The organism is Streptomyces sp. BK79 (assembly GCF_044142145.1).
Classification (GTDB): Bacteria; Actinomycetota; Actinomycetes; order Streptomycetales; family Streptomycetaceae; genus Streptomyces.
On sequence record NZ_JBHVOC010000018.1, the window covers coordinates 146,157 to 169,135 of the forward strand.

Genomic DNA, 22,979 nt, shown 5'->3' on the forward strand with positions numbered 1-22,979 from the left:
GGCCGGTGCCGGGAGCGCCGCCCTCAGCGCTCCCGGGCCACCCACGCGCGTTCGTACGCGTGCCAGCCGAGCTGCAGCCGGGTGGTGACCCCGGTCAGTTCCATCAGGCGCTTCACCCGGCGCTGGACGGTCCGCAGGCCGAGGTCGAGCTGCTTGGCGACGCTCGCGTCGGTCAGGCCGGCCAGCAGCAGGGAGAGGATCTCCAGGTCGGTGTCGTCCGGCCCGTCCGGGCCGTGCTCGGTCACGCCGGACGCGCCGAGGCGCAGCGGGAGGGCGTCCCGCCACACCGCCTCGAACAGGCCCGACAGCAGCTCCAGCAGGCCGCTGGCGTGCACGACCAGCGCGGCCGGCTCCGAGGAGTGGGCCGTCAGCGGCACCAGGGCGAGGGACCGGTCGGCGACGACCAGCTTGGTCGGCACCCGGTCCACGACCCGTACCTGTTCGTCGCGGCCCAGCGCGGCGGTCAGCTCGGTGATGCCGGTCGGCAGGTCCAGCACCGCGCGCTCGACCACCACGCGGTAGCGGACCCCGCGTCCGGTGGCCTGCTCCTCGGCGTCGTTCTCCATCCCGGTGACGGCGACGGGGTTGCCGGTGACCAGCGCGCACACCTCCTCGGCGGCGCCCAGCTGGAGCTGGAGGAAGCGCTGGGCGACCGCCGCGGCGCCGGTCACCACCTCGACCAGGTCGTGCACCGCGGGCTCGGCCGCCGCCGCCCGGTACTCCTCGGCCAGCAGCGCCGCCGCCAGCTCGGCCCGCTCCAGCTCGTGCCGCTGCTGGGTGAGCAGCGCGCCCAGCGCCACCCCCGGCGGCGCGGCGACCCAGCGGCCGGGCCGGGCCGAGGACTGGGCGGCGAGCCCGTTCTGCTCCAGCCGGCGCAGCGCGCGCTCCGTGTCCTGCTCGCCGAGTGCCAGCCGGCGGGCCAGGTCGGGCACGTCGGCCGCGCCCACGGACACCAGTGCCCGGTATGCCGACTCGTGCGTCTCCTCCAGCCCCAGAACTCCCAGCATCAGGCGTCTCCCCTCCCCGAGAACGAACCTCACCACCACGCCGCGGCGTCCGTGGCGGGAAACGGCCACGGCGTAAACCCGCCGTCGCACATCATCGCCGTACCGCTGGTCACTCTGCCAAGGTGGCGTCGCCGGGCGGTTCTCCCGTGGGGGGTGGAGCCGCTCGGCGACCCCACGTCGCACCACCGTTCGACACGTCCCCCGACACGCCGCCCGGCGCACGCCGGTGCGCCGGGATTTTCCGGATGCCCCGTTTCCCCACGGCTCCCTCGGTGGACAATCGGGAGCATGAGTCAGCAGGGGGGAAGTCCCACCGGTCAGGACGACGACTGGTGGGGGCAGCTGTACGACGACTCCACCGACGACACCGGCCCCACGGCCGCGCCCGATTCCCTGGACGACCGCTTCGCCTCGGCGGCGGGGACGGTCGGCCGCCGGCCGGACCCGGACCGCCGGGACGAGCCGAAGCCGCCCCGGTCCTCCGATGCCGGTGACCGCGCCCCGTGGTGGACGACGGCGGAGCCCCCGGGCGTCCCGGGCCCCCGCACCGCCGGACCACCGCCCGCCGCCCCCGCCGCCGCACCGGTGGGCTTCCCGCCCGGACCGCGGCGGCCGGAACCGCAACCGGCGGACGACGTGACCCCGCCTCCGGAACCCCCGCCTCCGGTGGAACCCGCGCCTTCGGAGCCCCAGCCTCCGGCGGAACCCGCGCCTCCGGAGCAGCCCCGCTCTCCGCGGCCCCCTGCGGAGGAGCCCCGGCGGCCTGAGGCCGGGCGCCCGTGGCCCGCGGCGGAACCCGCCGGGCGTGCGGGCGGGCCCCGGGGGCGTACGGCGTCGGGGACCGGGGACGCCGACCTCACGGAGCCGCCCGCCCCGGCGTTCCCGCCGCCCGGGGCCGTTCCCGGGCTGCCCCCGCTGCCGCCCCCGTTCCTCCCCTCGCTGTCTCCCGAGCCCGCCGGGGACGGCACCGGTGGCCCCTCGCGCTCCGCGCGCGACTACGTCGGCTCCGGACCGCCCACCTACGACGCCGAGCCCACCGCGCTGCCGCCCGCCGACCCGGACGAGCTGGACGGGCTGGTGGCGGACACCGTCCTGGACGGCGCCCGGTACGGGACCTGCACGCTGCGGGCCGTCTCCGTACGCGGGGACTCCGCGCGCTACCGGGGCGACCCGCGCCGCGACGCGCTGCTCGTCGCCCGCTTCGGCGCGGGGGAGCGGGCGCTGGTGCTGGTCGCGATGGCGACCGGCGCCCGCGCGAGCACCGGCGCGCACCGCGCGGCGGCCGAGGCGTGCCAGTGGATCGGCCGGGCCGTGGGCCGCAGTCACGCGCGGCTCGCCGAGGACCTGAGGGCCGCCCGGCGCGGCGATCTGAAGTCCGGCCTGCACCGCCTCACCGACCGCAGCCTCGGCCGGCTCCGCGCCCGCGCCGCCGAACAGGGCCTGGCCCCCGACGAGTACGCGGCGACCCTGCGCTGTCTGCTGCTGCCCGCCGACCCGGCCTGCCGCACGCGGGTGTTCTTCGGCGTCGGTGCGGGCGGGCTGCTGCGGCTGCGGGACGGTGTCTGGCAGGACATCGAGCCCGGTGCCGGTGACGTGACCGGCGCGCCCGTGGCCGGGTTCGGGTCGACGCCGGGCGCGGCGCGGGGCGCCGCGCCGGACCGGGCGCCCGACGGCGACCGGCTCACCATGGACCTGGGCGTCACCACCCCGCCCGGCCCCCACGAGGGACCGCCCCGCGAACCCTTCCGCTTCCGTGCCTCCGTAGCCCGCCCGGGTGATGTGCTCCTGATGTGCACCGCGGGCCTCGCCGAGCCCTTGCGGAACGAGCCCGCGCTGGGCGGACACCTCGCCCGGCGGTGGTCCGGCGCGGCCCCGCCCGGCCTCGGCGAGTTCCTCGTCGACAGCGGCGTCCGCGTCAAGGGCTACGCCGACGACCGCACGGCCGCCGCCGTATGGGAGGCGTGACGCCGCCAGGTGTGCCATAGCTGGAGCCATGGCCAAACAGAACGTCGCGGAACAGTTCGTCGACATCCTCACCCGCGCCGGCGTCGAACGCCTCTACGGAGTCGTCGGCGACAGCCTCAACCCGGTCGTGGACGCCGTGCGCCGCCACCCCGGCATCGACTGGGTGCACGTCCGGCACGAGGAGACCGCCGCCTTCGCCGCCGGCGCGGAGGCCCAGATCACCGGGAAGCTGACGGCGTGCGCCGGCTCCTGCGGCCCCGGCAACCTGCACCTCATCAACGGGCTCTACGACGCCCACCGGTCCATGGCCCCGGTCCTCGCCCTCGCCTCGCAGATCCCGTCCAGCGAGATCGGCCTCGGCTTCTTCCAGGAGACCCACCCCGACCAGCTGTTCCGCGAGTGCAGCCACTACAGCGAGCTGATCTCCAGCCCGAAGCAGATGCCGCGGCTGCTCCAGACCGCCATCCAGCACGCCGTCGGGCAGGGCGGCGTCAGCGTCGTCTCCCTGCCCGGCGACATCGCGGACGAGCCGGCGCCGGAGAAGGCCGCCGAGACGGCACTCGTCACCTCCCGGCCGACCGTGCGGCCCGGCGACGAGGAGATCGACCGGCTGGTGCGGCTGATCGACGACGCCGACAAGGTCACCCTCTTCTGCGGCGCCGGCACGGCGGGCGCGCACGCCGAGGTCATGGAGTTCGCCGGGAAGATCAAGTCCCCGGTGGGGCACGCCCTGCGGGGCAAGGAGTGGATCCAGTACGACAACCCGTACGACGTCGGGATGAGCGGACTGCTCGGATACGGCGCCGCCTACGAGGCCACCCACGAGTGCGACCTGCTGATCCTGCTCGGCACGGACTTCCCGTACAACGCCTTCCTGCCCGACGACGTGAAGATCGCCCAGATCGACGTCCGGCCCGAGCACCTCGGTCGGCGCTCCAAGCTGGACCTCGCGGTGTGGGGCGACGCGAAGGAGACCCTGCGCTGCCTGATCCCGCGGGTGAAGGAGAAGAAGAGCCGCCGCTTCCTCGACCGGATGCTGAAGAAGCACGCGGACGCCCTGGCGGGCGTGGTCAAGGCGTACACCCGCAAGGTCGACAAGCACGTGCCCATCCATCCCGAGTACGTCGCCGCCGTGCTCGACGAGATGGCCGACGACGACGCCGTGTTCACCGTCGACACCGGCATGTGCAACGTCTGGGCCGCCCGCTACATCTCGCCCAACGGCCGCCGCCGCATCATCGGTTCCTTCTCGCACGGCTCGATGGCGAACGCCCTGCCGATGGCGATCGGCGCCCAGTTCACCGACCGGCGCCGGCAGGTCGTCTCGATGTCCGGCGACGGCGGCTTCACCATGCTGATGGGCGACTTCCTCACCCTGGTCCAGCACGACCTGCCGGTGAAGGTGGTGCTGTTCAACAACTCCTCGCTCGGCATGGTCGAGCTGGAGATGCTGGTCGCGGGCCTGCCCTCGCACGGCGTGGCCAACACCAACCCGGACTTCGCCGCCGTCGCCGAGGCGTGCGGGGCCTTCGGAGTGCGGGTGGAGAAGCCGAAGGAGCTGGCCGGGGCGCTGAAGGCCGCCTTCAAGCACAAGGGACCGGCCCTCGTCGACGTCGTCACCGACCCCAACGCGCTGTCCATCCCGCCGAAGATCAGCGCCGACATGGTCACCGGGTTCGCCCTGTCCGCCTCCAAGATCGTGCTGGACGGCGGGGTCGGGCGGATGCTCCAGATGGCCCGCTCGAACCTGCGGAACGTGCCGCGGCCGTGACCGGTCGGGCGATCGGCCCCCAATCGGATGAGTGCCCGGCGCCCGAACGGGCAAGGCTTCCCCCGTGAAGGTGTTCGAACGGGAGGGGAAGGATCATCAGCACGCGGACGGGGGACATGAAGGGACACGCCACACCACAGCTGAGGCGACGGCTCGGACGGGCGGACCTGCGGGCGGTGCCCGAGGCCCGGCGGGCCCTGCGGGAACTGCTGCGGCACTGGGGAGGGCCCGGACGGTCGGAGATCGCGGAGCTGCTCACCAGCGAACTCGTCACCAACGCGCTCGTGCACACCGAGGAGGGCGCCGTCCTGACCGCGACGGTCGGACCCGAGGCGTTGCGGGTCGAGGTACGGGACTACGTCGGCCGGCTGCCCCGGCCGCGGGTCCCCGACCCGGAGCACAGCACCAACGGCAGGGGGCTGGTCCTGGTGCAGTCCCTGGCCGACGACTGGGGGGTGCGGCCGTGCGAGGCCGGCAAGTCGGTCTGGTTCGAACTGGACGCGGACGCCGAGGCCGCGTGAGGCGCCGGGACCCGGCGCCTCACGCGTTCCGGCCGGACGCCCCTAGCCGAACTGCTGCTCCAGGTCCTTGAGCTTGCGCTCCAGGGAGTCCAGTCGCGGCAGGGCCTGGGTGTCGTCCTCCGCGGTGAGGTCGACGGTGATCGGATCAGCGGCGCCGCGGACGGGCTGCAACGAGGGGCGCCGGCTCGAGGGCAAGGGCTCCGGGGCCGATATGGCAGGCTCCGCGGTGGCGCGTTCGGAGCCGCGCTCCATCTGCTGCACCTCGACCTCGACCGGCCGGCCGCCGCGGCCGGGGAAGCCCCGGTGTCCGTGGCCCCGGCTGATCGCCTTCAGCTGGGCGCGCTCCAGCCGCTCCTGCTCGCGCCGCCGCTGCTTGGCCTCCTCCTTCTGGCGCCGGTCGTCGCGCACCTCCTCGACCGCCTCGTCGAGGCTGCGCACGCCCTCCAGGAGCATCAGCGACCAGGCGCGGTACGTCTCCCGGGGCGCGCGCACCCAGCGGACCATGCGGATCTGCGGCAGCGGGCGCGGCACCAGGCCCTGCTCGCGCAGCGCGGCCCGGCGGGTCTGCTTCAGCGCCCGGTCGAACAGCACCGCCGCCGACAGGGACATGCCCGCGAAGAAGTGCGGGGCACCGGCGTGACCGATGCCGCGCGGCGCGTGCACCCAGTTGAACCACGCCGCGGCGAACGCGAAGGTCCACACGAGTATGCGGGAGCCGAGCGCCGCGTCACCGTGGCTGGCCTCGCGCACCGCGAGGACGGAGCAGAACATCGCCGCCCCGTCCAGCCCGAACGGGACCAGGTACTGCCAGCCGCCGCTCAGGCCGAGGTTCTGCTCGCCGAAGCCGACCAGACCGTGGAAGGAGAGCGCCGCGGCGACCGCCGCGCAGCAGAAGAGCAGGACGTAGGAGAAGGTGCCGTACAGGGCCTCCTTGCGTCTGCGGCGCTCCTCCATGCGCTCCCACGAGTCTTCCGAGCCCGCGTCCTTGCCCGGGGGCCGCTTGCCGCGCGCGAGCACCGCCACCGCCGCCAGCATGCCCAGGAGCAGCACGGCGCCCGGAAGCAGCCAGTTCAGCGATATGTCGGTCAATCTCATCAGGGGTCCCTTGCAGTGGGATAGGGCGTAACGCCCGCCATGGTGGCCCAAACCCGGCGGCCCTCACGGGCGTTTCGGGGCAAGAGGCCGCCAAGGGACTGCGAGGGGGTGCCCGGGGCGGCGTTCTGCTCGAACCGCCGTGCGAGGGGCGGGAGTTGAGTTCGATGAAGACTAGCCGTACGAGTGGTTCCGAGGAAAGTTCCCGCCACTTGTGGGGTGACGGTGACTCAGACCGCCGTGGCGAGCAGCCTGCCGACGCGGTCGGCGTCACAGGTGCGCGGGCAGGTGGCGCACGTGTCCTCGGGGCGCACGGTGTAGAACATGCAGCAGCTCGCCCGGTCCCGGGTGTGCAGCGGTTCGCCGTCCGGCCCGGTCAGCTCGCGGAACGCCGCCGTGCCGACGTACGGCTTGGTCGCGCCCGGCAGCAGCAGCTCCAGCTCGCGGCGCCCCCGCTCCTGCTCGCCCAGCAGATGGGCGACGTACCACAGGCCCTCGACGACCTCGTCGGTCGCCATGCCCCACAGGGCGCGCCCGCGCCGCCGCATGCGGGGCCCGAATCCGCCCAGGACCGGTTCCAGGTGCTCGGCCACGGCCGCCCGCACCTCGGCCCGCAGCGCCTCCTCGTCGGCGACCACGCGGGCGCCGGGCAGCGCGGCGGCCGGGTCGCCGGGCAGGCAGGCGAAACCGGCGGGCCGGACGGCCATGCGGCCCAGGGGGAGGCCGGCGGCGGAGCGGTCGTAGGCGACGTGGGTGACGGGGTAGCGGGGCACCCGGCGGTGCAGGAACCAGGGCACCGTGATCAGCAGGCAGGCCGGCCACGCGTACCGGTGCAGGCCGAAGCTCGCGACCACGTCCGGCCGGGCGCGCTGCCCGTAGTCCCGCACCACCTGGGCGTCGTCCCAGGCGAGGAACGCCTCCAGCTCCGTCCCGCCCGCGGCGAGCGCGCCGGCCGCGACCCATCCGCCGCCGCTCGGGACCTCGCCGTCCGGGCCCAGCTCGCTGACGCCCAGTCCCGGGAGGACCTCGGACAGGCGCGCGTAGGCGTCCGTGAAGGCCGAGCGGATGACAGGCATGCGGGGACCACCGATCCACGTCCGAACAACGGGGTGCTTGAGGTAAGCCTTACCTTACCCAAGATCCCCGGGATTTGAACTGTCGGCCCGTGCCCTTATCGTGCTTGACGGACAGGCGACAAGCCGCCGTAATGGCCCCAAGTACCGACACGTCCCGCAGGAGGACCCGTGAAGCCCAGCGCGCAGGGTCCCGCCGGGACGGGCATCGGAGGGACCCGAGCCGCCGGACCGGCCCCGTCGCCCGCACCCGCACGGGTTCCGGCCCAGCCCGGCGCCGCGGACGCGGACCGGGGCAGGGTCCCGGGCCGGGGGGCGGGGGAGCCCGCGGACCGGGGCAGGGCCCAAGGCGCCGGGGCGCCGGCCGGCGCCCCGGCGCGCGGTGAGCACACCCACAGCGAACCTCCCCCGCCCCGCCCGCGCCCCCTCGTCCAGCGCTCCTCCGTGCGCGGGCAGGTCCTCGACGCCCTGCGCACCGCCCTGGTGGCGGGCGAGCTGCGGCCCGGCGAGGTCTACTCGGCGCCCGCGCTCGGCGAGCGGTTCGGCGTCTCCGCGACCCCCGTGCGGGAGGCCATGCAGCAGCTCGCCCAGGAGGGCGCCGTCGAGGTCGTCCCCAACCGCGGCTTCCGCGTCGTCGAGCGCGGCGACCGGGAACTGGCCGAGCTGGCCGAGGTACGGGCCCTGATCGAGGTGCCGGTGCTGCTGCGCCTGGCCCGGACGGTGCCCGCCGAGCGCTGGGCCCAGCTGCGCCCCCTCGCCGAGGCCACCGTCCGCGCCGCGTCCTCGGGCTGCCCGGCGACGTACGCCGAGGCCGACCGCGCCTTCCACCGCGCGATGCTCGCCCTGGGCGGCAACGAGCAGCTCGTCCGGATCGCCGGCGACCTGCACCGCCGCGCCCAGTGGCCGCCGGCCGGCGCCCCCGCGGTACGGGGGCGGGCCGACCTGATCGCCGACGCGCACGAGCACACGGCGCTGCTGGACGCGCTGATCGCCGGCGACCGGGACGCGGTGCGGGCCCTGGTGGGGGAGCACTTCGGCGGGGTGTGAACCACCGCCCGGCTACGGCACCTCCCGCGGTTCCGTCCGGCTCGCGGGCACCTTCCGCTCCGCCGTGCGGCCCGTGCGGCGCGCGGGGCGGGACCCGCCGCCGCGTGCGGCCATCTCGATGGCCAGCGGCGACGCGGTGAACACCGAGGAGTACGTGCCGACCCCCACGCCGATCAGCAGGGCGAGGGCGAAGTCGGTGAGCGAGTCGTCGGCGAGGACGGCCAGGGAGGCGAGGATCAGCACCGCGCCCATGCCCGTGTTGACCGTGCGGGGCAGGGTCTGCAGGATCGCCCGGTTGGTGAGCCGGGCGAACGACGACCCGCCGTCCCCGCCGTCCTTCCCGCCCTTACCGCCGAGCAGCTCCCGGACGCGGTCGAACAGGACGACCGAGTCGTTGACCGAGTAGCCGATCACGGTCAGCAGCGCGGCCAGGAAGACCCCGTCGACCGGCTTGCCCAGCCAGGCGAACACCCCGACCAGGATCACCACGTCGTGGGCGAGCGCGCCGACCGCCGCGGTGCCGAACAGCAACCGGAACCGGACGGCGAGGTACAGCAACTGGGCGCCCAGGGCCAGACCCAGGGCGATCAGGGCGTCCTTGCGCAGCTCCTCGCCCAGGCTGGGGCCGATCAGCTCGTCGCGGACCTTCTCCGCCCCGCCGCCCAGCTCGCCGACGGCCCGGGTGACGGTCTCCGCCTGGGTGTCGGTCAGCTGCTCGGTGCGCACCGTGAGGTCGCCGTCGCCGGAGGACTGAACGACGGCCCGGGGCAGCCCCGCGTCGGCGAGGGCTTCCCGCGCCCGGTCGGCGTCGACGGGGGCGGCCGTGGAGTACTCGACGAGCCGACCGCCGGTGAACTCGATGCCGAAGTCGAGGCCGCGGACCAGGATGCCGGAACCGGCCGCCACCAGGACGACCGCGGAGGCGGCCAACCAGCGGCGCGGCCGGCGCATCAGGAACGGGTCGCGGCGCAGCAGGGCGTCACGGACCGGGCCGGTGGTCGAGATGCCGGTGAGGCGCGGGCGGCGGAAGACGGACGGGCGGCTCGCGGCGAACTCGGCGAGCACCCGGGTGATCAGCAGGGCGCTGACCATGGACGCGAGGACGCCGATGCCCAGGGTGACGCCGAAGCCCTTCACCGGGCCCGAGGCCAGGAGGAACAGCAGGGCGGCGGCGATCAGCGTGGTGATGTTGGAGTCGGCGATCGCGCTGAGGGCACCGCGGAAGCCGGCGGTCAGCGACGCACGCGTACTCGGCCGGGTACGGGCGGCCTGTTCCTCGCGGGCGCGTTCGAACACGAGGACGTTGGCGTCCACCGCCATGCCGATGGCCAGGACGAAGCCCGCCAGGCCCGGCAGCGTCAGGGTGGCCCCGATCGCGGCCAGGAGGGCGTAGGAGATCAGGCCGTAGCAGAGCAGGGCCACGGTCGCGAGGACGCCCATGAGCCGGTAGACGAGGATGATGAACAGCCCGGTCAGCGTGGTTCCGATGACGGCGGCCCAGGCGCCGGCCGAGATGGCCTCGTCGCCCAGGGTGGCGCCGATGGTGCGCTGCTCGATGGTCTCGACCGGTACGGGCAGGGCGCCGCCCTTGACGAGCAGCGCCAGTTCGCGCGCCTCGGCGTCGTCGAAGGAGCCGGTGATCTGCGTGGAGCCGCCGGAGATGCCCGCACCGCAGGCCACCGAGGGGTCGACCTGGGGCGCGGAGATGATCGCGTCGTCCAGCACGATGGCGACCCGGCGCCGCGGGTCGCCGGCCGGGTGGCAGGCGGCTTCGCCGGTCACCTCGGCCCAGCGGTCGCCGCCCGCGTCCCCGAAGTCGACGGTGACGTGCCAGCCGGCTCCGCCCTGCTGGTCGAAGCGGGCGTCGGCGTCCTCGACGTCCTGACCGGTCAGCGTGGCCTTCGCCAGCCGCAGCGGCTGTCCGGACTCGTCCGGCAGCACCCGTTCGCCGTCCGTGCCGGACGCGGTGCCGGCGTCGTTCCCCGCCGCCTCCTCACCGGCCCCGCCCGGGCCGAGCACCGGGTGGACGGTGAGCTGCGCGGTGCGGCCCAGCACGTCGGCCGCCTTCTTCGGGTCCTGTACGCCGGGCAGCTCGACGACGACGCGCCGGTCGCCGGAGCGGACGATGGTCGGTTCGGCGACGCCGAGCGCGTCGATACGGCCGCGCAGCACCTCCACGGTGCGGTCGGTGGCCTCGCGGTCGGCCTCGGTGGTGGCGGTGGACCTGGTCTCCAGCACGATCTGGGTGCCGCCGCGCAGGTCGAGTCCGAGGCGCACCGGGACGGTGACGGCGACGGCCACGGCCCCGGCGATCACGGCCAGGGCGAACAGGGCGCGGACGCGCAGCCCGCGAACACGGGCACCGGGACGGGCGCGAGGGCGGGGGCGAGTCCGGTGAGGTGGACGGGGACGGGGACGGGGATGGGGACGGGGACGGTTCAACACGGGCCTCCGGCGGGCATGCCGCGGCAGCGGCCTGCGCGGCCGCGACGAGAGAAGAGGAAAGGGCGGGTCCACACGCCTGCGTACGGACCCGTGACGTGCTCAGGCGCCGGAGGGGGCCGGAGGCGCGCGTCCGTGGTCGTGGCTCGTACGGCCGGGGGAGACGAGTACGGCGCCGGGCGCCGCCGGAGTACGCCCGAGGACGGCCGGGACGGGGCCGGCGGCGCGCGCGGCGGTGGCGGGGCGGTCCGGTGGTGCCGGACGCTCCCCGAGGTGGTCGTGCCGGGCCCGGGCCTGGGCGGCGCAGGGGGTGACACAGCCGTCGTCGGCGTGGAACCCGGTGGCCGGGTGGGGCGGCTTCGTCGCCGTGGAGGGAGTGAGGGGCCCCGGGACGGCGAGGCCCGCGGCGAGGCCCCCGCCGGCCACGGGACCCGCCGGGGCCAGGGTCAGCAGGACGGCTAGCAGCGCGGTGACCGTCGCCGCGAGCCGGCGTGCCGTGGCGGGGGCGGCGCGGTGTGCGGGGGCGGCGCGGTGTGCGGGGCGCATGCACCGTCCCCTTTCGCGGGTGGTGTGGGTGTGGGAGGGGTCGTTCGGGGCCGGTCAGGGTTCGATGAGGCCGGCGCGGATGGCGTAGCGGGTCAGTTCCAGGCGGTCGCGCAGGCCGAGCTTGTGCAGGAGGTTGGCCCGGTGCCGCTGGACGGTCTTGACGCTGATGAAGAGGATCTCGGCGATCTCCTTCGAGGAGTGGCCCTCGGCGACGAGTTTGAGGACCTCCTCCTCGCGGGGCGTGAGGATGTGGTCGGCGCTCTCCTCGCCGTGCCGGACCCGGTCGAGGTAGTTGCGGATCAGCGCGGTCACCGCGCCCGGGTACAGGAAGGGCTCGTCCCGCATCGCGGCCCGGCAGGCGGCGACGAGGTCGCGGTCGGCGACGGACTTCAGGACGTAGCCGCACGCCCCGGACTTCAGCGCCTGGAACAGGTACTGCTCGTTGTCGTGCATCGTCAGCATCAGGATGCGCAGCCCAGGCTTCAGCGCGGCCAGCTCCCGGGCGGCCTGGAGGCCGGTCAGCCGGGGCATCGCGATGTCCAGGACCGCCAGGTCGACGGCGTGGGCCCGCGCCATGTCGATGGCCTCCGCGCCGTCCCCGGCCTCGGCGACCACTTCGAGGTCCGGCTCCCGGTCGAGGATGAGCCGGACTCCGCGCCGTACCAGCGCGTGGTCGTCGGCGAGCAGGATGCGGATCCTCGGCGGGCCGGACGCGGACGCTCCGGGGGCCGCCGCGGGAACGGTCGGCGCGGGCACGGACGGGTCGGGCAGGGACGGGTCGGGCATGGTCAGGGCTGCTTCCTGGGGACGGGCGCGGTGAGCCGCGTACGGGTGCCGGCGCCGGGCGCCGAGGTGATGTCGAGGGCGGCCCCGATGAGCAGCGCCCGCTCGCGCATGCCGCGGATGCCGGCGCCCTCGCACGCCGCCTCGATGCCGCGGCCGTCGTCGGCGACGGTGAGCGCCACCGCGCCGTCGGCCCGGGTCAGGCTCACCTCCACCCGCGACGCGTCCGCGTGCCGGGCGGCGTTGGTCAGGCTCTCCTGCGCCACGCGGTAGAGGACCAGCTCGGTCTCCTCGTCCAGGGCGGGCAGGTCCGGCTCGAAACGGCGCAGCACCCGCAGCCCGGTGTGGGTCGCGAAGTCGTGCGTGAGCGAGGACAGCGCGCTGACCAGGCCCAGATCGTCCAGCACGCCGGGCCGCAGCCGCCGCACCAGGCGCCGGACCTCGTCCAGGCTCTCCCGGGTGATCTCCTGCGCCTGCTGGAGCTCGTCGCGCAGCGGCTCGTCGGCGTCGTCGGCGGCCCGGCCCAGCACCAGCAGGATCGCGGTCATGCTCTGGCCGACCTCGTCGTGCAGTTCCTGGGCGATACGGCGCCGCTCCGCCTCCTGGGCGAACAGGACCCGGGCGCTGCTCGTGGCCCGCTCGTGCTCCAGCCGGTCGAGCATGGCGTTGAAGGTGCGGATCAGCTCGGGGACCTCACCGCCGCCGGCCACCGGCAGCCGCTGGCCGGGGCGCAGCAGGTCGACCGTGGTCATCAGCCTCGTGAGCCGGTCCAGCGGCGCCAGGCCCCAGCGCAGCAGGGCGCCGTTGGCGACCAGCATCACGGCCAGGCCGCCGACCAGGATGACGGCCTCGGTCAGCAGGACCGGCACGGAGACGGTCACCGGGGCCCACAGCAGCAGGGCCGTGGCGAAGCCCAGCACCACCGCGTTGAGCCCGAAGATCCGCCAGAACAGGGACACCGGGGGTACGCCTCCTTCTGCGACGCGTCGACTGGTACGCCTCCACTGTCGGCCATCGCGCGCACCCTCGGTGGGAGCTGCGGCCCAGGTATCGCGACCGAGCAAGCGACCAGCGTGCCCCGCGCGGCACCGCCGGGTCGATGGGTGCCGACCCCCATTTCCGGGTCGCGGCACACCCATGCGGCCGTCGCGGAGCACCGCCGACTGGATGCTCGGCCCCCGGGCAAATGGGGCCCGCGCCCGATGGGTTTGTGCCGGCCTTCCGGCCAGGGTGGGGGATGACCGGGTCCACGCGGCCCGGCGTTCGTCATACCCGCGGCCTTCGCCGCACCTCAGACTTCGCCGAACCTTCCGAGGAGGGTGCCACCGTGTCGCTCGACACCTCCCGCATCGAACCCCGCCCCGAGCGGCTGACCGCTCACGAGGCCCGCGGGCGCCTCGCACACGCCCGCGACACCCGCGTCACCCAGTTGCGGGCGCTGGCGGAGAGCGGCCAGGCGGACGACCAGCCGACGGTCGCCCAGAAGGCCGCCATCGAGCGGGTGCTCAAGGAGATCGAGGAGGCCTTCGGCCGCATCGAGGCCGGCACCTACGGCACCTGCCAGGGCTGCGGCAAGCCCGTCCCGGGCGAGCGCCTCGAGATCCTCCCCTACACGCGGTACTGCGTCGCCTGCCAGCGCCGCGCCGCCGCCTGAGCACCGTCCGTCCGGCCCCGTCTCCCGCCCTGCCCAAGGGGTGAAGTGGTGAACCATCAGACCATCGTCGACCGCGATCCGCTCCTGTCGCCCGAGGACCTCGCCGCGCTCCAGGAGAGCCTGCGCGAGCAACGGCTCTTCCGCGAGGAGCAACTGCGGCGGCTCGCGACCGCCCCCGCCCCCGCCGGGGAGCCGATCCGGCGGCTCTCCGCCGCGCGGACCGAGGTGCGGGTCAGGCTCGCGGCCTCCGCGCGCATGGTCCTCGCCGACGTGGAAGCGGCGCTCGACCGCATGGCCGAGGGGCGCTACGGCCGCTGCCACCTGTGCCGGCGCCCCATCGACCGCGAGCGCCTGGCGATCGTGCCGCAGGCCCGCTACTGCGCCCGCTGCCAGCAGGTGCGGGAGGCCGGCCGATGACCGCGGTCCGCCGGCCCCGGGCCGCCCGGCGCCGGCCGTGGCAGCGGTGCCCGCGGTGTCCGCGGGGCGGCGGCATCGCCCTCGACCTGGGCAGCGCCCGGACCCGCGCCTGGGTCGCCGGGCGGGGGATGGTCCTCGACGTGCCGACGGTGACCTTCGCGGGCGCCGGCGCGGTGTACCCCGTCCGGCGCGGCACCATCGTGGACACCCAGGGCACGGCCCGGATGCTCGACCGGCTGCTCGGCCACCGCCTGCCCCGCTTCACCCGCCCCCTGGTCGTGGTGACCGCGCCGGTGCTGGACGGGTTCGCCTTCCGGACCGCGGCCCGTACGGCCGTGGAGGTGCTGCGCCCGCGCAGCGTGCTGACCGTCCCCAGCGCACGGGCCGTGGCCCTGGCGGCGGGCGCGGACCTGTCCCGGCCGTTGCTCGTGACGGACATCGGCGCGCACCTCACCGAGGTGGTGCTGCTGGTCGACGGAGCCGTCTTCGACGCGCGCCGCACCGCGCTGGGCACGGGGGACATCGACGACGCGACCCCGCCGGCCCGGATCGCCGGGGCGGTGGCCGACATGACGACCTCGATGCTGCGGCAGGACCGCACGACGCTCACCGTGGACGCGCTGAGCAGGGGGCCGCTGCTGGCGGGCGGGGGTGCCCTGCGCCCCGAGATCCTGTGGCACCTCACCGACAGCCTGCACGCCCCGCTGCGCGCCGTACCGGCCCCGCACACGGCCGCGGTCCGGGGCGCCGCCACGTTCCTGGGGGCGGCGCACCGCCACCCGCCGACGGCGGGTGCGGACCCACCGGACACCCACCCCCACTGACCGGGACGCCCACCCCTACTGACCGGGACGCCCACCCTCACTGCTCGGGGGACGCCGGCCACTGCTCGGGGGACGCCCCCGGCCACCGGCACCGGTGCGGCGCGCCGCTCCCCTCCGCCCCTCCACCCCGCCCCCCACCCCGCCGCCCCACCCCACCCCGCCGTCCCACCACACCCCACCCCGCCGTCGACGCGGCCCCCCGTCGACGGCCCCGCTCCGGCTGCCCCGAGCCCGGAAGGAGGCACACCGTGGCCGGTCAGATCCCGCAGGCACAGCCCCCGCCCCCCGGCCCCGCCCCCGGAGGGAACCCGCACGTCCCGCTCTGGAGGTGGCGGCGCAACCCCCTGCGGCGGCGCACCGACCGGGCAGAGGCGTGGATCGCGCTCGGGCTGCTGCTCGCCGTGTCGGCGGCGGCCCCGGCGGCCATGTTCGCGGCCGGCGACGCCGCCCACCGGCACTACCGGAGCGCGGCCGAGCACGAGGCGCGGACCCGGGAGCACCGTGCCGCGGTCCTCGTCCACGACGCCCCGCGCCATCCGGAGCCCGGGTCGGACGAGGCGAGGAAGACCCGGTATCCGGTCGAGGTGCGGTTCACCGGCCCGGACGGCGCGACCCGGACCGGTGAGAGCGACGTCGAGCCCGGACTGCCCGCGGGCAGCACCGTCCTGGTCTGGGTCGGCCCGGCGGGGGAGATCACCGGGCCGCCGCTGAGCACGGAGCAGATCCGCAGCCGCACGATGGGCTGGGCGCTCCTCGCCTTCCTGGGCGTGGTCCTGACCGGTCTGGCCGCCCACGGCGTCACCGGGCTCGTGCTGCGACGCCGCAACCTCGCCGCCTGGGACGCCGCGTGGGCCGCCACCGCACCGCGCTGGAGCGGACAGTGACGTCGCTCAGGCGGTCGCCGCGTCCGGTGCCGGCGGTGTCAGGTGCCGCGCCAGCCACGTCGGCACCCCGCCGAGCAGCCGGAACAGCCGTCGCGCCTCCTCTCGCAGCCGGGACGCCTCCGGTTCCGACTCCGCGTCCGCGAGCGACACCAGCGCCGGGGCCGTACCGACGAGGTAACCCAGTTCCTCGCGGATCCGCAGCGACTCGGCGAAGCCGTGCCGGGCCTCGGCCAACTCCCCCTCACGCAGGGCGAGTCCGGCCAGGTGCCGCCAGGTGAAGGACTGGAGCAGCGGGTCGGCGTGCGCGGCCGCCCCCGCGTGCGCCCGCCGGTACGCGGCCCGGGCGGCCTGCGGCGACCGGGTCAGGTTCTCCGCGACCAGCCCGCGCCGGAAGTCCAGCAGCGCCCGCCCCCGGGCCCCCGGCGGGATGAGCGCCGCCGCCCGGCCCAGCGCGGACCGCGCCTCGTCGGACCGGTCGCGCACCCCGTGCACGGTGGCGGCGTAGGCGAGCTGCCCGCGTTCACAGGCGGCGGCCCCGCGCTCGTCGTCGCCGTGGGCCAGCGCCTCGGCGGTGCGCAGGGCGTCCTCGGCCTCCGCCCAGCCCTGCTCCGTGTACAGGCACCGCTCGACCAGCAGCGCGGTCCGCTGCAACGCGGTCGCCGCGGTCACCGGCTCCAGCAGGGCCGCCGCGTCGGCCCAGCAGGCGCGTGAGCGCAACCGCCACACGGCGGTCTGGAGCGGATCGTCACCCTCGGTCGTTCCCCAACCAGAACCAGCCATGGCGGAATGCGCCACGTTGCCCTCCCCTTAGCACGCCGTCGAGCCCGCGAGTGGTGGCCGCATCTCAGCACGGATCCGGCGGCCCGGCCAAGAGGATGGGTGAAAGATTTCACAAAGTGGGGGACTTCCCGGTCCGCAGGTTTGGGACCGGAGGAGGGAGGGGGCCGGGGAGCGGCGGCGGACGCCGTCGCGCCGCCCGGCTCAGCTCATCCGCAGGGCCAGGAAGAAGTCCAGCTTGTCCTCCAGGCGCGAGAGGTCACGTCCCGTCAGCTGCTCGATCCGGCCGACGCGGTAGCGCAGCGTGTTGACGTGCAGGTGGAGCCGGGTGGCGCAGCGCGTCCAGGAGCCGTCGCTGTCGAGGAAGGCCTCCAGGGTCGGGATCAGCTCGGCGCGGTGGCGGCGGTCGTAGTCCCGCAGCGGGTCCAGCAGCCGGGCGGTGAAGGCCCGGCGGACGTCGTCGGGGACGAAGGGGAGGAGGAGGACGTGCGAGGCCAGTTCCTGGTGGCCGGCCGCGCACACCCGGCCGGGGCGGGCCGCGGCGACCCGCCGCGCGTGCCGGGCCTCCTCCAGCGCGCCGCGCAGTCCCTCCGCCGAGTGCACGGCCGCGCTGACGCCGAGCGTGACCCGCCCGTCGCCGTCCAGCCCCGCCGACAGCGGTTCCCGCACCGACTCCAGCAGCGCGTCCGCGAGGATGCCGGTCTCGGAGCCGTCGTGCTCGCTGGAGACCGCCGGCAGCGGCACCAGGGCGACGGCCTCGTCGCCCGCGTGCGCCACGGCGATGCGGTCGGAGTGCTCGGGGCCGGTGGCGAGCGGGTCGACGAGGATCTCCTCCAGCAGGGACTGGGCGACCGGGCCGGTCCGCGCCGCGCCGTCCGCGCCGTCCTCCCACTCCACGCGGGCCACGACCACCTGCCAGTGCGGGGCCGCGCCGAGGCCCGGCAGCAGCACCGGCGCCGCGACCCGCAGCCGGGCCGCGATCTCGGCGGGCGCGGCCCCCGTCTGGACCAGCTCCAGGACCTCCTGCGCGAGCCGCCGCCGCACCGTGCGCGCCGCGTCCCGGCGGTCCCGCTCGACCGCGATGAGCTGCGTGACGCCGTACAGCAGGTCGAGCCGCTCCTCGGCCCAGTCCCCGGCGTCCGCCTCCACGACCAGCAGCCAGTCGGACAGCACCGTCTCGCGCACGTCCCGGGCGGGCTGCGGGACCCGCGCCGCGCCGGCCACCGGGCGGTGCCCCGAGGCCCGTACCGGGAAGAGGCTGTACGTCGTCGCGCCCAGCGTCACCCGGTGCGGCGCGCGCCGGCCCGCGCGGGTGGCGGCGAGGTGCTCCGCCGCGAGCTTCGCGCACACCTCGGTACCCAGCGCCGGCCCCGCGTCCTTCGGGCCGGCGACCGGCCGTCCGGTGGGGGAGAGCACCCAGGCCCGCAGGTCCAGGTCGGAGCCGAGCAGGTCCAGCACCACGTCGGGGCCGCCGCCCGCCGGGCCGGAGGTCATCATCCGGCGGTGCCGGTCCACCACGGCCGCGAGGTCCCCCGCGCGCTCGCCGGAGACCTGGCGCACCACGTGCTCGGTGATGGTCGCGAAGGCCACCGACTCGTGCACCGCGAACAGCGGCAGCCGGTGCCGCGCGCACGCCACCACCAGGTCCTCCGGCACGCTCCCCAGCTCCGCCTCACCGGCGGCGAGGGCGGCCACGCCGGCCTGCACCAGCAGGCGCACGAACGGCTCGGAATCGGCGGCGTCCCGGCGCCAGGCCAGGCCGGTGAGGACCAGTTCCCCGCCGGAGAGGTAGCGGCTGGGGTCCCGCAGGTCGGTGGTCATCACGCCCCGCACGGAGCGGTCCAGCTCGTCCTCGCCGCCGAGCAGCCTGAGGCCCAGCGCGTCGGTGTCCAGCAGTGCGCGCAGCCGCATTCTCGTCGCCGCCGTTCTTTGTCTCGAAGTGTTCCAGGTCACGCGGCTGTGTCGCCCGATTGCCGGAGGGACCGGAGGAAAACCAGGAGGGTACTGAGGGCCTCCTTTCATACGAATCTACAAGATGCCCGCGTTGGCCAGCCAACTCCTTCATGGTTTCTGCGACTGACCCTGGTGGAGCACCGGGCGGTGTACTGAGGTCACTCCACGTGAACAGCACATGAACGAGCCGGGACCGCCGCACACGGATTGGCTCAATCTGTACGCCCCACAAGTAGACGAAGAAGAGAGCCGGTCATGGACTTCCTTCGCCCCGCCAGCTGGGAGGAGGCGCTCGCCGCGAAGGCCGAGCACCCCACCGCTGTGCCGATTGCGGGTGGCACCGATGTGATGGTCGAGATCAACTTCGACCACCGCCGGCCCGAGTACCTCATGGACCTGAACCGCATCGGCGACCTCGGCGAGTGGGAGGTCGGCGAGGACTCCGTACGGCTCGGTGCCTCCGTGCCCTACACCAGGATCATGGAGAACCTGAGCACCGAGCTGCCGGGTCTCGCCCTCGCCTCGCACACGGTCGCCTCCCCGCAGATCCGTAACCGCGGCGGCGTGGGCGGGAACCTCGGCACCGCCTCCCCGGCCGGCGACGCCCACCCGGCGCTGCTCGCCGCCGGGGCCCAGGTCGAGGCCGAGTCGGTGCGCGGCAAGCGCATGATCCCGATCGACGCGTTCTACACGGGCGTGAAGCGCAACGCGCTGGAGCCGGACGAGCTGATCCGCGCCGTGCACGTCAAGAAGGCCGACGGGCCGCAGCAGTTCTCCAAGGTCGGCACCCGCAACGCGATGGTCATCGCCGTGTGCGCCTTCGGCCTCGCCCTGCACCCCGAGACCCGTACCGTCCGCACCGGCATCGGCTCGGCCGCGCCCACCCCCATCCGGGCCACGGCCGCCGAGGAGTTCCTGAACGCGGCGCTGGAGGAGGGCGGCTTCTGGGACAACGGGAAGATCGTCACCCCGTCCGTCGCCAAGCAGTTCGCGGACCTGTGCGCCGCCGCCTGCAACCCGATCGACGACGTCCGGGGCACCGCGAGCTACCGCCGGCACGCGGTCGGCGTCATGGCACGCCGGACACTGACCTGGACCTGGGAGTCGTACCGCGGCGCCCGCCACACCACGGAGGGAGCGGCGTAATGCGCGTCAACTTCACTGTCAACGGACGCCCGCAGGAAGCCGACGACGTGTGGGAGGGCGAGTCCCTGCTGTACGTGCTGCGCGAGCGGATGGGCCTGCCCGGCTCCAAGAACGCCTGCGAACAGGGCGAGTGCGGTTCCTGCACGGTCCGCCTGGACGGCGTCCCGGTGTGCGCCTGTCTGGTCGCCGCCGGCCAGGCGCAGGGCCGCGAGGTCGTCACGGTCGAAGGCCTCGCGGACTTCGCCAAGGAGCGCGCCGAGGGCTGCGCCACCGGCGCCTGCGGCAGCGGCGCCGGCCACGGCAAGGGCGGCGACACGGGCGAGGGCCGGGGCACCACCCTCGACCAGGCCAAGCGCTGGCAGGCCAAGGGCACCGACTCGCAGACCGGCGAGGGCACCGAACTCGCCCCGATCCAGCAGGCGTTCATCGACGCCGGAGCCGTCCAGTGCGGCTTCTGCACGCCGGGCCTGCTGGTCGCCGCCGACGAGATGCTGGAGCGCAACCCGAACCCGTCCGACGCGGACATCCGCGAGGCGCTGTCGGGCAACCTGTGCCGCTGCACGGGCTACGAGAAGATCATGGACGCGGTCCGCCTGGCGGCCGCCCGCCAGTCCGAGGGGGTCTGACATGGCAGCCAACGGCGCACCCACCAAAATCACCCAGGGTTCCCAGACCAAGGGCGGCATCGGCGAGTCCACGCTCCGCCCGGACGGCACCCTCAAGGTCACCGGCGAGTTCGCGTACTCGTCCGACATGTGGCACGAGGACATGCTGTGGGGCCAGATCCTGCGCTCCACCGTCGCGCACGCCGAGATCGTCTCCATCGACACGAGCGAGGCCCTCGCCACCGCGGGCGTCTACGCCGTCATGACCTACGACGACCTGCCCACCGACGTGCGCCACTACGGCCTGGAGATCCAGGACACCCCCGTCCTCGCCCACGGCAAGGTCCGCCACCACGGCGAGCCGGTCGCCATCGTCGCCGCCGACCACCCGGAGACCGCGCGCCGCGCCGCCGCCAAGATCAAGGTGGAGTACCGGGAGCTGCCCGTCATCACCGACGAGGCGTCCGCGACCGCCCCCGACGCGATCCTGGTCCACGAGAACCGCGACGACCACCACATCGGCCACGTACCGCACCCCAACATCGTGCACCGCCAGCCGATCGTCCGCGGCGACGCCGACGAGGCCGCCAAGCGGGCCGACGTGATCGTCAAGGGCGAGTACTACTTCGGCATGCAGGACCAGGCCTTCCTCGGCCCCGAGTCCGGCCTCGCGGTGCCCGCCGAGGACGGCGGCGTCGAACTGTACGTCGCCACCCAGTGGCTGCACTCCGACCTGAAGCAGATCGCCCCGGTCCTCGGCCTGCCCGAGGACAAGGTGCGGATGACGCTGTCCGGCGTCGGCGGCGCGTTCGGCGGCCGCGAGGACCTGTCGATGCAGATCCACGCCTGCCTGCTGGCGATGCGCACCGGCAAGCCCGTCAAGATCGTCTACAACCGCTTCGAGTCCTTCTTCGGCCACGTCCACCGCCACCCCGCGCGCCTGTACTACGAGCACGGCGCCACCAAGGACGGCAAGCTCACGCACATGAAGTGCCGGATCGTCCTGGACGGCGGCGCCTACGCCTCCGCCTCCCCGGCGGTCGTCGGCAACGCCTCCTCGCTGTCGGTCGGCCCGTACGTGATCGACGACGTGGACATCGAGGCCATCGCCCTCTACTCCAACAACCCGCCCTGCGGCGCCATGCGCGGCTTCGGCGCGGTCCAGGCGTGCTTCGCCTACGAGGCGCAGATGGACAAGGTCGCCAAGGAACTCGGCATGGACCCCGTGGAGTTCCGCCGGATCAACGCCATGGAGCAGGGCACGATCATGCCCACCGGCCAGCCGGTCGACTCGCCGGCACCGGTCGCCGAACTGCTGCGCCGCGTCAAGGCGATGCCGCTGCCGCCCGAGCGCCAGTGGGAGTCCAGCGAGGGCTCCGACGTACGGCAGCTGCCCGGCGGCCTGTCCAACACCACGCACGGCGAGGGCGTCGTCCGCGGGGTCGGCTACGCGGTCGGCATCAAGAACGTCGGCTTCTCCGAGGGCTTCGACGACTACTCCACCGCCAAGGTGCGCATGGAGGTCATCAACGGAGAGCCCGTCGCCACCGTGCACACAGCGATGGCGGAGGTCGGCCAGGGCGGCGTCACCGTCCACGCGCAGATCGCCCGCACCGAGCTGGGCGTCACCCAGGTGACCATCCACCCGGCGGACACCCAGGTGGGCTCGGCCGGCTCGACCTCGGCCTCCCGGCAGACGTACGTCACCGGCGGCGCCGTGAAGAACGCGTGCGAGCTGGTGCGCGAGAAGGTCCTGGAGATCGGCCGCCGCAAGTTCGGCTCCTACCACCCCGCCTGGGCGACCGCCGAACTCCTGCTGGAGGGCGGCAAGGTCGTCACCGACGGCGGCGAGGTCCTCGGCGACCTGGTCGACGTCCTGGAGGGCGAGGCGGTCGAGGTCGAGGAGGAGTGGCGGCACCGGCCGACCGAGGCCTTCGACCTGCGCACCGGCCAGGGCAACGGCCACGTCCAGTACTCCTTCGCCGCGCACCGCGCCGTCGTCGAGGTCGACACCGAACTCGGCCTGGTCAAGGTCGTCGAGCTGGCCTGCGCGCAGGACGTCGGCAAGGCGCTCAACCCGCTCTCCGTGGTCGGCCAGATCCAGGGCGGCACCCTCCAGGGCATGGGCATCGCGGTGATGGAGGAGATCGTCGTCGACCCGAAGACCGCCAAGGTCAGGAACCCGTCCTTCACGGACTACCTGCTGCCCACGATCCTCGACACGCCGACCATCCCGGTCGACGTGCTCGAACTCGCCGACGACCACGCCCCGTACGGGCTGCGCGGCATCGGCGAGGCCCCCACCCTGTCGTCGACGCCGGCGGTCCTCGCGGCCATCCGCAACGCGACCGGGCTGACCCTCGACCGCACGCCGGTACGACCGGAGCACCTCACCGGCACGGCGTGAAAGGCCCTCCGGGCGGCGCACGGAACGTCACACACTCCGCGTCGCCCGGAGCACAGTCCAAGTCC

General features: G+C 74.8%; 20 protein-coding genes. 11 read left to right on the plus strand and 9 right to left on the minus strand.

From position 1 onward, the window contains the following. Positions 1–23: 23 nt before the first annotated feature. The gene (locus ACFIF2_RS23145) at positions 24–1,007 is read right to left on the minus strand and encodes a helix-turn-helix domain-containing protein (protein ID WP_395575119.1); all 984 of its coding nucleotides are present in this window, start codon (positions 1,005–1,007) and stop codon (positions 24–26) included. A gap of 288 nt (positions 1,008–1,295) precedes the next feature. On the opposite strand from ACFIF2_RS23145, the gene ACFIF2_RS23150 reads away from it, so the two are divergent. From ACFIF2_RS23150 to ACFIF2_RS23160, 3 genes are all read left to right on the plus strand, one after another. Further along, complete coding sequence (locus tag ACFIF2_RS23150; RefSeq protein ID WP_395575120.1) at positions 1,296–2,972, plus strand: protein phosphatase 2C domain-containing protein; 1,677 nt, start codon at positions 1,296–1,298, stop codon at positions 2,970–2,972. A 28-nt stretch (positions 2,973–3,000) separates the two neighbouring features. Further along, positions 3,001–4,743 carry a pyruvate dehydrogenase gene (locus ACFIF2_RS23155; protein WP_395575121.1) on the plus strand — a complete coding sequence of 581 codons (1,743 nt, stop codon included), beginning with the start codon at positions 3,001–3,003 and terminating at the stop codon, positions 4,741–4,743. A 116-nt stretch (positions 4,744–4,859) separates the two neighbouring features. After that, the gene (locus ACFIF2_RS23160) at positions 4,860–5,264 is read left to right on the plus strand and encodes an ATP-binding protein (protein WP_395575122.1); all 405 of its coding nucleotides are present in this window, start codon (positions 4,860–4,862) and stop codon (positions 5,262–5,264) included. 42 nt (positions 5,265–5,306) lie between these two features. Here ACFIF2_RS23160 and ACFIF2_RS23165 read toward each other — a convergent pair whose 3' ends face one another. Both ACFIF2_RS23165 and ACFIF2_RS23170 read right to left on the minus strand, forming a co-directional pair. Further along, positions 5,307–6,359, minus strand: a complete 1,053-nt coding sequence (locus tag ACFIF2_RS23165) for a DUF2637 domain-containing protein (RefSeq protein ID WP_395575123.1) — start codon at positions 6,357–6,359, stop codon at positions 5,307–5,309. 227 nt (positions 6,360–6,586) lie between these two features. Further along, complete coding sequence (locus ACFIF2_RS23170; protein ID WP_395575124.1) at positions 6,587–7,432, minus strand: (2Fe-2S)-binding protein; 846 nt, start codon at positions 7,430–7,432, stop codon at positions 6,587–6,589. 168 nt (positions 7,433–7,600) lie between these two features. Between ACFIF2_RS23170 and ACFIF2_RS23175 the strand changes: the two genes are divergently transcribed. Beyond that, complete coding sequence (locus ACFIF2_RS23175) at positions 7,601–8,476, plus strand: GntR family transcriptional regulator (protein WP_395575125.1); 876 nt, start codon at positions 7,601–7,603, stop codon at positions 8,474–8,476. Between the two features lie 12 nt (positions 8,477–8,488). On the opposite strand, the gene secD is transcribed toward ACFIF2_RS23175, so the two are convergent. The 4 genes from secD to ACFIF2_RS23195 all read right to left on the minus strand — a co-directional run bounded on the left by secD (position 8,489) and on the right by ACFIF2_RS23195 (position 13,206). After that, positions 8,489–10,822 (minus strand): protein translocase subunit SecD, encoded by a 2,334-nt coding sequence (gene secD / locus ACFIF2_RS23180; protein ID WP_395575160.1) that lies wholly within the window; start codon positions 10,820–10,822, stop codon positions 8,489–8,491. Between the two features lie 198 nt (positions 10,823–11,020). Then, the gene (locus tag ACFIF2_RS23185; protein ID WP_395575126.1) at positions 11,021–11,464 is read right to left on the minus strand and encodes a hypothetical protein; all 444 of its coding nucleotides are present in this window, start codon (positions 11,462–11,464) and stop codon (positions 11,021–11,023) included. A gap of 54 nt (positions 11,465–11,518) precedes the next feature. After that, a complete protein-coding gene (locus ACFIF2_RS23190) occupies positions 11,519–12,250 on the minus strand; it encodes a response regulator (RefSeq protein ID WP_395575127.1) in 732 nt (243 codons plus the stop codon). Between the two features lie 2 nt (positions 12,251–12,252). Then, positions 12,253–13,206, minus strand: a complete 954-nt coding sequence (locus ACFIF2_RS23195) for a HAMP domain-containing sensor histidine kinase (protein WP_395575128.1) — start codon at positions 13,204–13,206, stop codon at positions 12,253–12,255. 368 nt (positions 13,207–13,574) lie between these two features. On the opposite strand from ACFIF2_RS23195, the gene ACFIF2_RS23200 reads away from it, so the two are divergent. The 4 genes from ACFIF2_RS23200 (at position 13,575) to ACFIF2_RS23215 (ending at position 16,026) form a co-directional block, all read left to right on the plus strand. Further along, the gene (locus tag ACFIF2_RS23200) at positions 13,575–13,901 is read left to right on the plus strand and encodes a TraR/DksA C4-type zinc finger protein (RefSeq protein ID WP_395575129.1); all 327 of its coding nucleotides are present in this window, start codon (positions 13,575–13,577) and stop codon (positions 13,899–13,901) included. Positions 13,902–13,946: 45 nt separating this feature from the next. Further along, positions 13,947–14,318, plus strand: coding sequence for a TraR/DksA family transcriptional regulator (locus ACFIF2_RS23205; protein WP_395575130.1), 372 nt, complete (start codon positions 13,947–13,949; stop codon positions 14,316–14,318). Beyond that, a complete protein-coding gene (locus tag ACFIF2_RS23210; protein WP_395575131.1) occupies positions 14,315–15,142 on the plus strand; it encodes a rod shape-determining protein in 828 nt (275 codons plus the stop codon). The genes ACFIF2_RS23205 and ACFIF2_RS23210 overlap by 4 nt, the downstream gene beginning before the upstream one ends. Positions 15,143–15,390: 248 nt before the next feature. Next, the gene (locus tag ACFIF2_RS23215; RefSeq protein ID WP_395575132.1) at positions 15,391–16,026 is read left to right on the plus strand and encodes a hypothetical protein; all 636 of its coding nucleotides are present in this window, start codon (positions 15,391–15,393) and stop codon (positions 16,024–16,026) included. A gap of 6 nt (positions 16,027–16,032) precedes the next feature. Here ACFIF2_RS23215 and ACFIF2_RS23220 read toward each other — a convergent pair whose 3' ends face one another. Together ACFIF2_RS23220 and ACFIF2_RS23225 are read right to left on the minus strand one after the other, a co-directional pair. Next, positions 16,033–16,821: a hypothetical protein gene (locus tag ACFIF2_RS23220; RefSeq protein WP_395575133.1), complete on the minus strand. Its 789-nt coding sequence runs from the start codon at positions 16,819–16,821 to the stop codon at positions 16,033–16,035. 186 nt (positions 16,822–17,007) lie between these two features. Then, positions 17,008–18,714: a PucR family transcriptional regulator gene (locus tag ACFIF2_RS23225; protein ID WP_395575134.1), complete on the minus strand. Its 1,707-nt coding sequence runs from the start codon at positions 18,712–18,714 to the stop codon at positions 17,008–17,010. 297 nt (positions 18,715–19,011) lie between these two features. On the opposite strand from ACFIF2_RS23225, the gene ACFIF2_RS23230 reads away from it, so the two are divergent. From ACFIF2_RS23230 to ACFIF2_RS23240, 3 genes are read left to right on the plus strand one after another with little or no spacing between them, the layout of a single operon-like run. Next, a complete protein-coding gene (locus ACFIF2_RS23230; protein WP_395575135.1) occupies positions 19,012–19,902 on the plus strand; it encodes an FAD binding domain-containing protein in 891 nt (296 codons plus the stop codon). Next, entirely contained in the window at positions 19,902–20,528 is a 627-nt protein-coding gene (locus ACFIF2_RS23235; protein ID WP_395575136.1) for a (2Fe-2S)-binding protein, read from the plus strand. Before ACFIF2_RS23230 ends, ACFIF2_RS23235 begins: the two co-directional genes overlap by 1 nt. 1 nt (position 20,529) lies before the next feature. After that, complete coding sequence (locus tag ACFIF2_RS23240; protein ID WP_395575137.1) at positions 20,530–22,914, plus strand: xanthine dehydrogenase family protein molybdopterin-binding subunit; 2,385 nt, start codon at positions 20,530–20,532, stop codon at positions 22,912–22,914. Positions 22,915–22,979 lie beyond the last annotated feature (65 nt).

Excerpts from the sequence above, each read along its gene's own strand:
- ACFIF2_RS23145 (WP_395575119.1), bottom strand. The coding sequence starts at position 1,007 with ATGCTGGGAGTTCTGGGGCTGGAGGAGACGCACGAGTCGGCATACCGG.
- ACFIF2_RS23150 (WP_395575120.1), top strand. The coding sequence starts at position 1,296 with ATGAGTCAGCAGGGGGGAAGTCCCACCGGTCAGGACGACGACTGGTGG.
- ACFIF2_RS23155 (WP_395575121.1), top strand. The coding sequence starts at position 3,001 with ATGGCCAAACAGAACGTCGCGGAACAGTTCGTCGACATCCTCACCCGC.
- ACFIF2_RS23160 (WP_395575122.1), top strand. The coding sequence starts at position 4,860 with ATGAAGGGACACGCCACACCACAGCTGAGGCGACGGCTCGGACGGGCG.
- ACFIF2_RS23165 (WP_395575123.1), bottom strand. The coding sequence starts at position 6,359 with ATGAGATTGACCGACATATCGCTGAACTGGCTGCTTCCGGGCGCCGTG.
- ACFIF2_RS23170 (WP_395575124.1), bottom strand. The coding sequence starts at position 7,432 with ATGCCTGTCATCCGCTCGGCCTTCACGGACGCCTACGCGCGCCTGTCC.
- ACFIF2_RS23185 (WP_395575126.1), bottom strand. The coding sequence starts at position 11,464 with ATGCGCCCCGCACACCGCGCCGCCCCCGCACACCGCGCCGCCCCCGCC.
- ACFIF2_RS23190 (WP_395575127.1), bottom strand. The coding sequence starts at position 12,250 with ATGCCCGACCCGTCCCTGCCCGACCCGTCCGTGCCCGCGCCGACCGTT.
- ACFIF2_RS23210 (WP_395575131.1), top strand. The coding sequence starts at position 14,315 with ATGACCGCGGTCCGCCGGCCCCGGGCCGCCCGGCGCCGGCCGTGGCAG.
- ACFIF2_RS23225 (WP_395575134.1), bottom strand. The coding sequence starts at position 18,714 with ATGCGGCTGCGCGCACTGCTGGACACCGACGCGCTGGGCCTCAGGCTG.
- ACFIF2_RS23230 (WP_395575135.1), top strand. The coding sequence starts at position 19,012 with ATGGACTTCCTTCGCCCCGCCAGCTGGGAGGAGGCGCTCGCCGCGAAG.
- ACFIF2_RS23235 (WP_395575136.1), top strand. The coding sequence starts at position 19,902 with ATGCGCGTCAACTTCACTGTCAACGGACGCCCGCAGGAAGCCGACGAC.
- ACFIF2_RS23240 (WP_395575137.1), top strand. The coding sequence starts at position 20,530 with ATGGCAGCCAACGGCGCACCCACCAAAATCACCCAGGGTTCCCAGACC.